8 protein-coding genes are annotated in these 14150 nt (G+C 75.0%); 7 read left to right on the top strand and 1 reads right to left on the bottom strand.

Annotation, left to right across the window (positions count from 1 at the left end):
- Positions 1-8 precede the first annotated feature (8 nt).
- Entirely contained in the window at positions 9-815 is an 807-nt protein-coding gene (locus tag ACWC5C_RS18590; protein WP_450876961.1) for a response regulator transcription factor, read from the top strand.
- A gap of 46 nt (positions 816-861) precedes the next feature.
- Here ACWC5C_RS18590 and ACWC5C_RS18595 read toward each other — a convergent pair whose 3' ends face one another.
- A complete protein-coding gene (locus ACWC5C_RS18595; protein WP_450876497.1) occupies positions 862-1518 on the bottom strand; it encodes a TetR/AcrR family transcriptional regulator in 657 nt (218 codons plus the stop codon).
- A 278-nt stretch (positions 1519-1796) separates the two neighbouring features.
- On the opposite strand from ACWC5C_RS18595, the gene ACWC5C_RS18600 reads away from it, so the two are divergent.
- From ACWC5C_RS18600 to ACWC5C_RS18625, 6 genes are all read left to right on the top strand, one after another.
- Complete coding sequence (locus ACWC5C_RS18600; RefSeq protein WP_450876499.1) at positions 1797-2999, top strand: magnesium and cobalt transport protein CorA; 1203 nt, start codon at positions 1797-1799, stop codon at positions 2997-2999.
- Between the two features lie 168 nt (positions 3000-3167).
- Positions 3168-4766 carry an acyl-CoA carboxylase subunit beta gene (locus ACWC5C_RS18605; RefSeq protein ID WP_450876963.1) on the top strand — a complete coding sequence of 533 codons (1599 nt, stop codon included), beginning with the start codon at positions 3168-3170 and terminating at the stop codon, positions 4764-4766.
- Between the two features lie 85 nt (positions 4767-4851).
- Complete coding sequence (locus ACWC5C_RS18610) at positions 4852-6606, top strand: fatty acyl-AMP ligase (protein WP_450876501.1); 1755 nt, start codon at positions 4852-4854, stop codon at positions 6604-6606.
- On the top strand, positions 6603-11519 hold the full coding sequence (locus ACWC5C_RS18615) for a beta-ketoacyl synthase N-terminal-like domain-containing protein (RefSeq protein WP_450876503.1): 4917 nt from the start codon (positions 6603-6605) through the stop codon (positions 11517-11519). Before ACWC5C_RS18610 ends, ACWC5C_RS18615 begins: the two co-directional genes overlap by 4 nt.
- 26 nt (positions 11520-11545) lie before the next feature.
- On the top strand, positions 11546-12493 hold the full coding sequence (locus tag ACWC5C_RS18620; RefSeq protein ID WP_450876505.1) for an alpha/beta hydrolase: 948 nt from the start codon (positions 11546-11548) through the stop codon (positions 12491-12493).
- Between the two features lie 122 nt (positions 12494-12615).
- Positions 12616-14109 carry a PucR family transcriptional regulator gene (locus ACWC5C_RS18625; RefSeq protein WP_450876507.1) on the top strand — a complete coding sequence of 498 codons (1494 nt, stop codon included), beginning with the start codon at positions 12616-12618 and terminating at the stop codon, positions 14107-14109.
- Positions 14110-14150: the final 41 nt, after the last annotated feature.

The following is a 14150-nucleotide window of genomic DNA, read 5'->3' on the forward strand; positions in this document are numbered from 1 at the left end:
TGCTGCGGATGCGCCGGCGCGGCGGGCTGCCCGTCGCCTTCGGCGGGCTGTTCTCGGGCGCACGGCAGTTCCGGATCTCCGAACTGACCGGAACCACCACGAACTCCTTGCACGGGCTCGCCATCACGGCGGGCAACGGGCTCGGTGGCAAGGTCCTCACCCTGTCCCGGCCGATATCCGTGATCGACTACCCCGTCTCGCGGGCCATCAGCCATGAGTACGACGGGGCGGTCGGCGCCGAGGGGCTGCGCTCGATGATGGCCGTCCCGGTGGTCGTCCGGGGCCGGGTGCGCGCCGTGCTGTACGGGGCGCTGCGGCAGCCGCTGATCCTCGGCGACCGCGCGCTGACCGCCGGGGTGGAGGCGGCCCGCGAGCTGGAACGGGCCCTCGCCGTCCAGGACGAGGCGCAGCGGCTGATGACGGTCGTCGCGGAGCGGCCGGTGCCGGAGGCCGAGCCGGACCCGGCGGTCTGGGAAGAGGTCCGCCGGGCCCATGTGGACCTGCGGGCCCTGGCCCACCGGGTGGCCGACCCGCAGTTGCGGCAGGAGATCCTGACCGCCTGCGGCCGTCTGGCCCGCGCCTCGTCGGGCGAGGCCCGCGACCCGGCGCCCCACGGCCACGTGCGGCTGTCGCCGCGCGAGGTGGACGTCCTGGCCTGCGTGGCCTCGGGCGCGACGAACTCGGCGGCGGCCGACCGGCTGGGGCTGCGGCCGGAGACGGTGAAGAGCTATCTGCGGTCGTGCATGCGCAAGTTGGGGGCGCGCACCCGGCTGCACGCGGTGGTCGAGGCGCGACGCGCGGGGCTGCTGCCGTGAGGGTTTCATGGTGCGGTGGCGGTGGCGGGGCTCGTGACGGCTGCGGTCAGGAGAGGACGGCGGCGAGGGCCGGTGCGTACAGCTCGGCGACCTCGTCCGGGGTGAGCGCGGTGACGGCCGGGGCGCGCAGCAGATAGCGGGTGACGGCGAGGCCGAGGAGCTGGGCGCAGACCAGCCCGGCGCGGCGCCGGTCGACGGTCTCGCCGAGCGCGGGCGCGACCTGCTCGGCGAAGATCTCGCGCAGCCGCTCGGCGGCCCGCTCGTTGGTGACGGCGGAGCGCAGCAGGACGAGCAGGGCGTCGTCGGCGGGGTCGCCCTCCCAGCGGTCGAGGAAGTGGCGTACGAGGACGAGCGCGAGGTCGTCGCGGGCCACGGCGGTGAGGTCGGGCAGCCGCAGGTCGATGGTGAGGGCCGCGTCGAAGAGCTTCTCCTTGCTGCCGAAGTAGCGCATGACCATCGAGGCGTCGATGGCCGCGTCGGCGGCGACGGCGCGGATGGTGGTGCGTTCGTAGCCGTGCCGGGCGAAGTGCGCGCGGGCGGCGCGGAGGATGGTGGCGCGGGTGCGGTCGGCGCTCCGGGCACCCGTGAGGCAGCCCGCCGGGGTAGCCGCCGAGCTGTCTGCCGGGCCGGGGCCCGGTTCGCTTCCGGAGCGGTCGGAGGGGTCGGAGGGTCCGGAGGGGAGGCGCCGCCCGGGATCGTCCATGCCAACAATCGTAGGCAAACAGTCGTTGGCGCGCCAGGAGCGGGTACGAGGGCCCGGCGAGGCCCCGCCAGTGCCCCGGCCGCCGCCTGGGCATATCGGGGGATATCCTGCACTGAGGCCAGTGGTCGGCGCTCCGGGCGCCGAGGGGACCGCGACGAGGAGGTGAGGTCCACGCGATGACCAGCGAACCTCCCAGTCGCATGCCGCGAGCCACCACCCCGGTCCGGCCCCGCTGAACGCAGCGCGGCCCGGCGGCACCTCTTCGTAAAGGACCCCGCATGTCCGAGCGCCGTTCCCACACCCCGCGCCCGCCGAGAAAGTACCCGTGGCTGCGGTCCGCAGCGGAGCGCGGAGCGGGCGCCGGACCGCGATCCCGGGCCGGGGCCGGAGCCGGGGCGGCCGGTTCGCCGAGCGCCGACTCCGGGACCGCCGCGGTCGACGGCACCCCGGTCGCCGACGAGCAGAGCGTGGTGGACGCGGCCGTCTACCGCGACGGCCGCCGGGTCGGCACGCCCGACGGCCTGGCCGCCACCTTCCGGCGGCTGCGCGAGGAGCCGGGCGCGATGGCGTGGATCGGGCTGCACCGGCCGACCGAGGCGGAGCTGCTGTCGGTCGCCGAGGAATTCGACCTGCATAAGCTGGCCATCGAGGACGCGATGGAGGCGCATCAGCGGCCCAAGCTGGAGCGCTACGGCGAGACGCTCTTCGTCGTGCTGCGCGCGGCCCGCTACCTCGACGCGGTCGAGGAGGTGGACTTCGGCGAGCTGCACGTCTTCGTCGGCCCCGACTTCGTCATCACCGTCCGGCACGGCGCCGCCCCGGACCTGTCGGCGGTGCGCGCCCGCATGGAGTCGGCCCCCGAGCTGCTGGCCCTGGGCGCGGAGGCCGTGCTGTACGCCATCCTGGACGCGGTCGTGGACGGCTACGCCCCGGTCGTGGCGGGCGTGCAGAACGACATCGACGAGATCGAGACCGAGGTCTTCCGCGGCGACCCCGCCGTATCGCGCCGCATCTACGAACTCTCCCGCGAGATGGTCGAGTTCCAGCGCGCTACCCGCCCCCTGGTGGGGATGTTGCGCGGGCTGATGGCCGGGTTCGACAAGTACGGCACCGACGAGGAGCTGCAGCGCTACCTGCGGGACGTCGCCGACCACGTCACCCACACCAGCGAGCGCGTGGACGGCTTCCGCTCGGCCCTCACCGACATCCTCGCGGTCAACGCCACCCTGGTCACCCAGCAGCAGAACGCCGAGATGAGAGCGCTGGCCGAGGCGGGCTTCGAGCAGAACGAGGAGGTCAAGAAGATCTCCGCATGGGCGGCCATCCTCTTCGCCCCCACCCTTGTCGGCACCATCTACGGCATGAACTTCACGCACATGCCGGAGCTGCACTGGGCGCTGGGCTACCCCTTCGCCCTGCTGCTGATGGCGGTGGTGTGCGTCAGCCTGTACGTCATCTTCAAGCGGCGCGACTGGCTCTGAGCCCGCCCCGGGCGCCGTTGGCCTTGTCATCCCCGCACGAACCATCGGCCCGGGGGACTCACCTCGGCCACACGCGGCCGCGATCGTCCCGGTCCGTGACTCAGGCGCTGCCATATTCGAAGGCCCCCTTCGGAGGTGGCAGTGACGCTTGAGGCGACAACATCCCGGATACCCGCACCGCTCTCCCCGCCGCGACCCCCACCGCACGCACCCGGCCGCACCACCGCCGATCGCCTCGCCGATCTGGAGGTGCGCAGGAAACAGGCGGCCGCGCCGGGCGGGACGCGGCGGCGGGGCGAGTACGGGGCGCGGGAGCGGATCGATCTGCTCCTGGACGCCGGGTCGTTCACCGAGACCGGGCTGTTCGTACGGGCCCGGCCCGGCGGAGACGGGAGCGGGGGCGGGAACGGGAGCGGGGGCGGTTCCGGGCGGCCGTATGGCGACGGGGTCGTCACCGGGCACGGCACGGTCGACGGCCGTCCGGTGTGTGTCTTCGCGCAGGACTCCACGGTGTTCGGCGGCAGCATGGGCGAGGCCTTCGGCGAGAAGACCGTGGCGCTGATGGACCTCGCGCTGAAGACCGGCTGTCCGGTCGTCGGGCTCAACGACGGCGGGGGCGCCCGGATCCAGGAGGGGGTCGCCTCGCTCGCGCTCTACGCCGAGCTGGTGCGCCGCAATGTGCGGGCGTCCGGGGTGATTCCGCAGATCTCGGTGGTGCTGGGGCCGTGCGCGGGCGGGGCCGCGTACTCGCCCGCCATCACCGACTTCACCGTGATGGTGGACGGGGCCTCGCAGATGTTCGTCACCGGGCCGGATGTCATCGAGGCGGTGACCGGTGAGCGCGCCACCGCCGAGGAGCTGGGCGGCGCCCGCACCAGCAACACCGTCAACGGCAACGCCCACTTCCTCGCCGCCGACGAGGTGAGCGCCCTCGGCACCGTGCGCGATCTGCTGTCGTACCTGCCCGCCAACAATCTGGAACTGCCCCCGCGGTACGCACCGGTGGCGCCACCGGCCGGGGCGTGCCTCGATGAGGTCATGCCGGACCGGCTCGGGCAGGCCTACGACATGCGCGACATCCTGCGCGCGGTCGTGGACGACGGCGAACTGCTGGAGATCCAGGAGCTGTTCGCGCCGAACATCATCTGTGCCCTGGCGCTCGTGGAGGGCTGTTCCGTCGGGGTCGTCGCCAACCAGCCGCTGCACGCCGCCGGGGTCCTGGACATCGACGCGTCCGAGAAGGCCGCGCGCTTCGTGCGGTTCTGCGACGCGTTCGGCATCCCGCTGCTGACCTTCGCCGACGTCCCCGGCTACCTCTCCGGCGTCCGGCAGGAGCAGGCCGGGATCATCCGGCGGGGCGCCAAGCTGCTGTACGCGTACGCCGAGGCGACCGTCCCCAAGGTCACGGTGGTGGTACGCAAGGCGTACGGCGGCGGGTACGCGGTGATGGGCTCCAAGCACCTGGGCGCCGACATCAACCTCGCCTGGCCCACGGCGCGCATCGCCGTCATGGGCGCCGAGGGCGCGGTGGGCGTCCTCCACCGGCGTGAACTCGCCGCCGCGGACGACCCCGAGGCGCTGCGGGCCCGGCTCGTCGCCACGTACGAGGGCACCTACGGGACCCCGTACCTGGCAGCCGAGCGCGGCTACGTCGACGCCGTCATCGCGCCGCGCGACACCCGCGCCCATATCTGCCGCGCCCTGCGCGCGCTGCGCGGCAAGCGCGCCGCGATGCCGGAGCGCAGGCACGGCAACATCCCGCTCTGACCGGCCCGCACTCCGCTCCCGCTCCCGCCCCCGCAAGTCCATCCCGTGATGTCGATGTTGACGTTGACGTGAGGAGCCATGCCCGATGGACAGCCGCCGCACCACGCTCGCGCCCGCGTTCCACACCCTGCCGGAGTATCTACGGCACTGGGCCCAGGCCACCCCCGACCGCCGCGCGTTCACCTTCGTCGAGCATCCCGCCCCCGACTCGCGCGGTGTCCACCGCACGCTGACCTGGCGGCGCCTGGACCTGCGGGTCCGGGCGGTGGCCGCGCGGCTCGCCGAGGAGTGCGAGCCCGGGGCGCGGGTCGCGCTGCTGTGCCCGCAGGGGACGGAATACGTGACCGCCTTCCTGGCGGCGCTCGCCGCCGGGCTGGTCGCCGTGCCCCTGTATCCGCCGGGCCTGCCGGGGCACGGCGACCGGCTCTCGGCCGTGCTGGCCGACGCGGCTCCCTCGGCCGTCGTGACGACGGGCCATGTCCTGGACGACGTAAGCGAGTTCTGCACAGACCGGTCCCTTCCTGTCATCGCCGCCGACCAGGTGCCCGATGCCCACGCCCACGCCTGGCGGCCTGGCGCACCGGACGACTCGGCGGTCGCCTACCTGCAATACACCTCCGGCTCGACCCGGGTTCCGGCTGGCGTGGAAATCACCCACGCGAATGTCGTCGCCAACGCCCGCCAGGCGCTGACCGCCTACGGCGCCGACGCCCACCCGGTGAGCTGCGTCGGCTGGCTGCCGCTCTACCACGACATGGGGCTCGTCCTGAGCGTCGCCGCCCCGGTGGTGCGGGGGCTGGTGTCGGTGCTCATGGACCCCGTCGCGTTCCTGCACGAGCCGGTGCGCTGGCTGCGGCTGCTGGCCGCACACCCGCGCGCGGTGAGCGCCGCGCCCAACTTCGCCTACGACTACTGCGCCTCGACGGTCACCGACGCGCAGAAGGCGGGCCTGCGGCTGGACGGCGTCACCGCGCTGATCAACGGCAGCGAGCCCGTCCGCCCCGGCACCGCCGACCGCTTCCACGCCGCGTTCGCCGCCCAGGGGCTCGCGCCGGAGACCCACTGCCCGTCGTACGGGCTCGCCGAGGCGACGGTCTTCGTCAGCGCGGCCCGCCCCGGCGAACCGTTACGCCGCTTCGCGCTCGACCGTGACTCCCTGGCCACCGGCAAGGCGCTGCCCGCGCGGCCCGACGATCCGACGGCCGTGCTGCTGGCGGGGTGCGGCACTCCGGCGGGCCAGCGGGTCCGTATCGCCGATCCCCTCTCGCGCGCCGCGCTGGACGAGGGCGAGGTCGGCGAGATCTGGGTGCGGGGTCCCAATGTGGGGCGCGGCTACCGGAATCAGGAGCGGCAGAGCGACCGCGTCTTCGGCGCCACCTTCGCTGAGGAGACGGCCGGTCCGGGCGGCGGCTGGCTGCGTACGGGCGACCTGGGGACGGTCCTCGACGGGCAGCTGATCGTCACCGGGCGGCTGAAGGACCTCATCGTGGTGGACGGCCGCAACCACTACCCGCAGGACGTGGAGGCCACCGCCCAGGACGCGCATCCGGCCGTACGGCGCGACCGGCTCGCCGCCTTCGGCACAGCGGGCGCTTTCGGTGAGCGGGTGATCGTCGTGGCGGAGCACGCCCGGAACACGGCGCTGGACGACATCGACGTACCGGCCCTGATGCGGGAGGTGTGCGCGGCCGTCTCGGCCCGGCACGGGCTGCGGCTCGCCGATGTCGTCCTCGTCCCGCCGGGCACCGTGCCCCGCACCTCCAGCGGCAAGGTGTCGCGGGCGCTGACCCGCGAGCGCTATCTGGCGGGGGCCTACGCGACGCCGGGGGCCGCGGAATGAGGGCCGCCGGGGATGCCCGTGAGGGCGCGCTGCGCCACCTGGTCGCCGAGCAGGTGGCCGCGTGGCGGGGCACGGCGGCCGGGGACGTCCCGATGGACCGGCCGCTCGCGGACCTCGGCATGTCCTCCCGGGACGCGGTCGTCCTGGCCGGGGAGCTGTCCCGTGCGGTGGGCCGTGAGCTGCCCGCGACCCTGTTGTGGGAGGCGCCTACGGGCGATGCGCTGGTGGCGCGGCTGTGCGGTATGGACGACGGCTCGACGGGCATCGCCCCTCCCCCGCCCCCGCCCCCGCCCGGCGAACCGATCGCCGTCATCGGAGTCGGCTGCCGACTGCCCGGCGGTGTGCACGGCCCGGACGACTACTGGCGGCTGCTCAGCGAGGGCACCGACGCGATCCGGCGCGTCCCGGAGGACCGGTGGCGCGACTTCACCGCGTTCCCGCCCGCCGACGCGCCCCCGTACGGCGGCTACCTCGACGACATCGCCGGGTTCGACGCGGACTTCTTCCGCATCACCCCGCGCGAGGCCGCGGTGATGGACCCGCAGCAGCGCATCCTCCTGGAGGTCGTCCACGAAGCGCTCGACCACGCCGCCGTCCCGGCCGCGTCGCTGGCGGCCACCGCCACCGGTGTCTTCGTCGGGGTCTCCGCGCCGGAGTACGGGCAGCTCACCGGCGCCGACCCGGCGGCCGTCGATCCGTGGGCACCGGCCGGTGGCGCGCTGAGCGTCGCGGCGGGCCGCCTGTCGTACGTCCTGGACGCGCGCGGGCCGAGCATGGCGGTCGACACGGCCTGCTCGTCGTCGCTGGTCGCCGTCCACCACGCCTGCGTCAGCCTGCGCACGGGCGAGAGCGACACGGCGATCGCCGCCGGGGTCAACCTGCTGCTCTCCCCCACCGTCACCGTGGCGTTCCGGCGGGCGGGGGCGCTCGCCCCGGACGGCCGGTGCAAGCCGTTCTCGGCGGCGGCGGACGGCATCGGGCGGGGTGAGGGGTGCGCGGCGGTGCTGCTGAAGCGGCTGTCCGACGCCTCGCGGGACGGCGACCGCGTGCTCGCCGTCATCCGCGCCACGGCCGTCAATTCCGACGGCCGCTCCAACGGCCTCCTGGCCCCCAACCCCGCAGCCCAGCGGGCCCTTCTGACGACCGCGTACGCACGGGCCGGGCTCGCCCCGGCGCACATCGACCACGTCGAGGCGCACGGCACCGGCACCCCGCTCGGCGACCCGATCGAGGCGGGCGCGCTCGGCGCGGTACTCGGCACGGGCCGCGACCCCGACCAGCCGCTGCTGCTCGGGTCGGTCAAGGGCAACCTCGGCCACCTGGAGTCCGCCGCGGGCATCGCGGGGCTGGTGAAGACGGTGCTCGCGCTGCACCACGACGTCATTCCGCCATCGCTGCACTGCGCCGAGGGCACCGCCCTGGACGACGAACGCCTGCGCGTCGTGACCGAGCCCGAGCCCTGGCCCCGCTACGGGGGTACGGCCACCGCCGGGGTCTCGGGCTTCGGCTTCGGCGGCACCAATGCCCATGCGGTGCTGGAGGAGTGGCGACCGGTCCCAGACCGTACGGGCACCCCTCTGGGCCAGCCCGCGCTGGCCGAGGCACACCCCGCCCGGACGGCGTCCGGGAGCGCGCCTCCCGGGACGAGCGCCCCAGACCTCGCGGACCCGGCGGGACTCGGCGAACACGCCGCCCTGGTGCCACCGAGGTGTATCGGCGCCGCGCCGAGCCAGCCCGTAGACCCGGCGGAACGTGGCGAACACGCCCCCGCACCACCGACGCCTGTCGGCGTCACGCCGGGCCAGCCCGCAGTGACCGGGGAGCGCCCTCGCCCGGACACCGCCCACACGGAGCCCGGGAGCGCGCCTCCCGGGACGGGCACGCCAGGCGGCGCAGACGCGGCGGGAGTTGGCGGACGTGCCCCCGCGCCACCGGGACGTGACGGCGTCGCACCGGGCGAGCCCACGGAGGTCGGGGACCGGCCCGCTCGGACGAGCCCAACCACGCCGCGAGAAGTGGCGCCTCCCAACGGCAGCACAGGCAGCGCGACAAATGCCACAGTGTCTGCGGGAGTTAGCGAACACGCCGCGCCGCCACCGAGGCGCATCGACGTCACGCCGGGCGAGCCCGCACACGCCGGGGAGCACCCTCGCGGGGGCACCTCCCGGACGCCGTCCAAGGGCGCGCCACCTGGGGCGAGCACGCGAGACGCCGCAGACCCGCCGGGACGTGTCGGCGACCCGCCAGGTCAGCCCGTGGAGCCCGGGGAGCACCCTGGCGGAGGCAACTCCCGGACGGCGTCCGGGAGCACGCCACCTGGGACAAGCACACCGGACGCCGCAGACCCGGCGGGACTCGGCGGACACGCCACCGCGCCACCGCCACCACCCCCGGAGGGGGCCGCGCGTCTGTATCTGCTCTCCGACGTCGACACCGCGCGCCTTCGGGACACCGCCGACCGGATCGCGGCGTGGCTCCGTGCGCCCGAGGGTGGCGCCGCGTGTCTCGCCGACGTGGCGCGTACCCTCGCCGGGCGGGCCGGGCGAGGGGCCGTACGTGTCGCGGTCGTCGCACGCGACCGCGACGAACTCGCCGACGCGCTGGGCGCGTTGGCGGCCGGGCGCCCCGACGCGCGGGTCGTGTCCGGCGACCGGGGTGTGGTCGCCGGGCGCGGGCCGGTGTGGGTGTTCTCCGGGTACGGCAGCCAGTGGTCCGGGATGGGGCGGCGGCTGCTGGTCGAGGAGCCCGCCTTCACCGCCGCCATCAAGAGGCTCGACGCGCAGCTCGCCCCGGAGTGCGGCGTGTCCCTGTACGACCACCTGGCGTCCGGCGGCGGACTCGACCGCCTGGAGGTGGCCCAGCCCGTGCTGTTCGGGCTGCAGGTGGCGCTCGCCGAGTTGTGGCGTTCGTACGGTGTCGAGCCCGCCGCCGTCGTCGGCCACTCCATGGGCGAGGTGGCCGCCGCGGTGTGCGCGGGTGCCCTGGAGGTGGCGGACGCGGCGCGGGTGGTCGCCGTACGGGCCCGGTTGCTCAGCGGGTTGCGCGGTGGCGCCATGGCGGTCGTCGATGTCCAGGATGACGAACTCGGCGCGCTGGCACGGGACTTCCCCGGTGTCCACGTCGCCGTGCACTCCTCCCCCAGCCAGAAGGTGGTCACCGGCGACGAACCGGTGGTGGCCCGGCTCGTGCGGCGGCTGGAGCGGGAAGGGCGGGTGGCGCGGGCCATGCGGGTGGTGGGGGCGGGGCACTCGCCACAGGTCGAGCCGTTGCTCGCGGAGTTGGCCCAGGAGTTGGCCGGTCTCCGGGGCGCACCGCCCCGCGTCCCCGTGTACTCCACCGTGCTGGACGATCCGCGCGGCGACAGCGTGTTCGACGCCGCCCACTGGGCCGCCAACCTGCGGCGGCCCGTGCGCCTGGACCGGGCGGTGGCGGCCGCCGCGGCCGATGGCCACGGCGCGTTCGTGGAGATCTCGCCGCACCCGGTGCTGGCCCGGGCGGTGGCCGACACCGCGCCCGGCGCCCTGGCCGTCGGCACGTTGCGCCGGGACGCGGACGGCTCCGCCGGGTTCCTGGCCCAGGTGGGCGCCCTGTACGCCGGGGGCCTGCGGCTACCGCCGCCACCCGGGCGCGTCATCGACCTGCCCGCGCCGCGCTGGCGGCATGTGCGGCACTGGTGGACTGACGGGCGTACGGGGGCTGCGGCGGCCGGGAACGCACCGGTGGCGCCGGTGGCGCCCGTGACCGCAAGCCACGCGGGCGCGGCAGCGGTGACCGCAGGCCACGCAGGCACGGCACCCGTCACCGCAGCACATGCAGAGGCGGCGCCCGTCGCCATCGGCCACACGGCCGAGGACTCCTCCGTCGCCGCCCGGGTGTGTCATCACATCGCCGCCGTCACCGGCCACCCGCCCACCCGCGTCACCCCGGCCACCGCCCTCGCCCAGCTAGGCCTGGACTCGCTGATGGCCGTCCGCATCCGCACCGCCCTGGAGCGGGAGTTCGCGGTCGGGCTGCCGCTGCGCGATCTGCTCGGCGCCGCCACCGTCGCGGAGGCGGCCGCGCGCATCGAGCGGGCGCTACCCGCGCGGGACGCGAGCCTGCGTGTTCTCCAGGCCACCGGCTCCCGGCCACCGCTCTTCCTCGTCCACGCCGCAGGCGGCACCACCGATGTCTACCGGGCGCTCGCCGAACGGCTCGGCGGCGAGCGGCCGGTGTACGGTCTTGAGCGGGTCGAGGAGGCCCGTACGGTGCCCGAGAAGGCGCGCCGTTACGCCGAGTCCGTCGCCGCCGTCCACCCCGACGGGCCCTGCCTGCTGGGCGGCTGGTCCTTCGGCGGCTTCGTCGCGCAGGAGACCGCGCGGCAGCTCACCGCCGCCGGGCGGGACGTGGCGCTGGTCGCGCTCATCGACTCCGTACGCCCCCTCCCCCAGCCCGGCCGCACACCGGCCGACCGGATCCGCGCCCACTTCACCGGGTTCGCCCGCCACATCGCCGACACCTATGGGGTCCAACTCGACCTGCCCTACGACAAGTTGACCGCGATGGACGACGACGGCGAGCGCATCGACACCGTCCTGCGGGCCCTGCGCGAGGCAGCCGACGTGCCGCCCGCAGCGCTGGAGCACCAGCGCTCCTCGTACCTGGACCTGAGGATCGGCGAGGCGCATCGGCCGGGCCGCCACGACGGGCCGGTGGTGCTCTACCGGGCCTGCGAACCCGCGCCGCACACCGTGCGCGACCCCGCGTACGAACGGGACGACGACGCGCTCGGCTGGGACGAGGTGTGCCCGCGCCTGACGGTCGTACCGGTCGCCGGACACCATCTGTCGCTGCTCGACCCGCCCTGCGTGGACGAGATCGCCGCCCATCTGCGGCGGCGACTCGCCGAGGAGAGCCCGCCGCATCTGACCTGATCGCACCTCATCCGAGGAGAGCCGCCATGCCCCACCGCACCACCGGAGTGTCCCGGCGCGCCGTCGCCCGTGCGGCGGCGGCCGCCGGACTGGCCGTCGTGTCCGGCGCCACGACCGCCACCGCCGCACAATCCGCTGCGACCCGGCTCGGGCCCCGCACCCTCGACCTGTCCGTGCCCTCCGCCGCGCTGGGCCGCAGCGCGCCGGTACGGCTGATCCTGCCGTCCGGCTTCGACACCCGGCCGCCCGGGCGGACGTACCCCGTGCTGTACCTGCTGCACGGCGCCCACGACGACTACACGTCGTGGACCCGGGAGACGGACATCGAGGCGTTCACCGAGGGCCGGGACCTGATCGTGGCGATGCCGGACGCGGGCCCCACCGGCATTCCCACCGTGTGGCGCAGCGGCCCCGACTACGAGACGTTCCAGCTCACCGAGGTCCCCGCGCTGCTCGCGCGCGACTGGCGGGCCTCCGGGGTGCGGGCCGTCGCCGGGGTGTCCACCGGCGGCTACGGCGCGATGGCGCACGCGGCGCGCCACCCGGGCGTGTTCGGCGCGGCGGCCTCGTACAGCGGGACCCTCGACACCATGGCGCCCGGCATGCCCGCCCTGATGGACGCCATCGTGGCCCGCGAGAAGCTGCTGCCGCGCTCCCTGTGGGGCAGCCCGGTCCTCAACCTGCTCACCTGGCGCGACTTCAACCCGCGCGCCCGCGCCGAGGGGCTGCGCGGCACACCGCTGTACGTGTCCAGCGGCAGCGGTGTGATCGGCGGTATCGGCGACTGGCTGCCCGAGGCGCTGGAGAGCGTGCTGTGGCCGTCCGCCCACTCCTTCACGGACCGGCTCGCGCTGCTCCGTATCCCCGTCACGACCCACTACTACGCGGGAGGAGGACACAGCTGGACCTACTGGAGGCGGGAGTTCACCGCGTCGTGGCCGATGCTCGCCGGTGCGCTGGGGGTGCCGGAGTGAGGCCGGTGCCGTCGGGGCACGGAACGGAGCGCAGGGGACGTCCGTCCAACCCGGTACGTGTCCCGCGCGCCCCGGGCAACGGCCCGTGGGTGAGCCGCTTCCGGCTGAACGGAGGGTCCGCCGTGGCTGACCCCACCCCGCCCAGCGCACCGGACGGCCCCGACGCCGCCCCGGTCCCGCCCGAACTGGCCAAACTGCTGCGCGATCAGCTGGAGGGTGTGGCCGACGAGGTGGAGGCGGAGGTGCGCAGGCAGGTCCCGGAGTACGCGCGTCCGGCCGACGAGGCGTACCGGGCGCACCTCCGATCGGGGGTCGTCCAGGCGCTGACCCTGTTCGTCGACCACATCGCCGAACCGGGCGGCCAGGGCGCCTCGATCGCCACGACGTACTACGAACTCGGGCGCGGCGAGGCGCTGGAGGGCCGCAGCCTGGACGCCCTGCAGTCGGCGCTGCGGATCGGCGGCCTGCACGCCTGGCGGCTGCTGGGCCGTACGGCGGAGGAACTGGGCCTGGACTCCACGGTCGTGGCCGCCCTGGGCGAGCTGGCGTTCCGTACCGTGCACGAGGTCGCCGAGGCGGCCGCGGCGGGATACGCGGAGGCGCGGTCGCACAGCACCGACGAGCTGGAACGGCGCCGCCGCCGACTGCTCGACCTGCTCCTGGGCGAGGGCCCGGTGCCCCCGGAGGCGATACAGACCCTGGCCCACGCCGCCCGATGGCCGGTGCCGGGCCACGTCGCGGTGGTGGCACTCGCGGCCACGGCGGACCAGCGGGAGGAGGAGTGGCCACTGGTGGCGGCGGGCGCCCTGGTGGACATGGAGTCGCGACCGCCGCGCATTCTGGTACCGGTGGCGGAGTCCGGTGGGTCCGGTGGCGTGGGCGGGTTCGGTGGTTCCAGCGGGCGCGGTGGCTCCGGCAGCCCGCGCGGTTCCGGGGGCTACGGCAGCCCCGGCGGGTCCGGCGGTACCGGTGGCCACGGTGGTTCCGGAGGATGCGGCAGCCCCGGCCTCGGCGGCTCCGGCTCCGGGGGCTACGGCGGCCACGGGGCCGGAATCGGCGGGGTCGGGGGGCTCGGGAGTCGCGCGTTCAGTCTCGCGCTGCGCGGGCGGCCCGCTGCTATCGGGCCCACCGTGCCGCCCGCCGACGCCGCGCGGTCGCTGCACTGGGCCACTCGCGCTCTCGGGCTGATGGGCCGTGGCATCCTGCCCCGGCAGGGCGTGGTGCGCTGCTCCGACCACCTGTCGACTCTTCTCCTGCACAGCGACGAACCCATGCTCGCCCAGCTCCACGCACGGGCCCTCGCGCCCCTCGCCGCCGTCTCCGAGGGGCAGCGCGGGCGGCTCGCCGAGACGTTGCTGGCGTGGCTGCTCAGCGGCAGCAACGTGCCCGATGTCGCCGCCCGCCTCCACATCCACCCGCAGACGGTCCGCTACCGCCTGCGCCAGCTGGAGAAGCTCTTCGGCGACGCCCTGCACGACCCCGGCAGCCGTCTGGACCTCATCTTGGCCCTGCGCGCCGAGGCACTGCGCAACGAATTCCCCTCGCTCACCTCGGGACTTACGCCCGCACTCACCTCCGCACAAAAAGGCGAGGAATATTTGAATTCCCGTCCATAACACTCGGTCAGTTCACGCGAATACCTTCGGGACGTCCTTGT

It is taken from the genome of Streptomyces sp. NPDC001700 (assembly GCF_053596435.1).

Excerpts from the sequence above, each read along its gene's own strand:
- ACWC5C_RS18595 (WP_450876497.1), bottom strand. The coding sequence starts at position 1,518 with ATGGACGATCCCGGGCGGCGCCTCCCCTCCGGACCCTCCGACCCCTCC.
- ACWC5C_RS18600 (WP_450876499.1), top strand. The coding sequence starts at position 1,797 with ATGTCCGAGCGCCGTTCCCACACCCCGCGCCCGCCGAGAAAGTACCCG.
- ACWC5C_RS18620 (WP_450876505.1), top strand. The coding sequence starts at position 11,546 with ATGCCCCACCGCACCACCGGAGTGTCCCGGCGCGCCGTCGCCCGTGCG.
- ACWC5C_RS18610 (WP_450876501.1), top strand. The coding sequence starts at position 4,852 with ATGGACAGCCGCCGCACCACGCTCGCGCCCGCGTTCCACACCCTGCCG.
- ACWC5C_RS18590 (WP_450876961.1), top strand. The coding sequence starts at position 9 with ATGCGCCGGCGCGGCGGGCTGCCCGTCGCCTTCGGCGGGCTGTTCTCG.
- ACWC5C_RS18615 (WP_450876503.1), top strand. The coding sequence starts at position 6,603 with ATGAGGGCCGCCGGGGATGCCCGTGAGGGCGCGCTGCGCCACCTGGTC.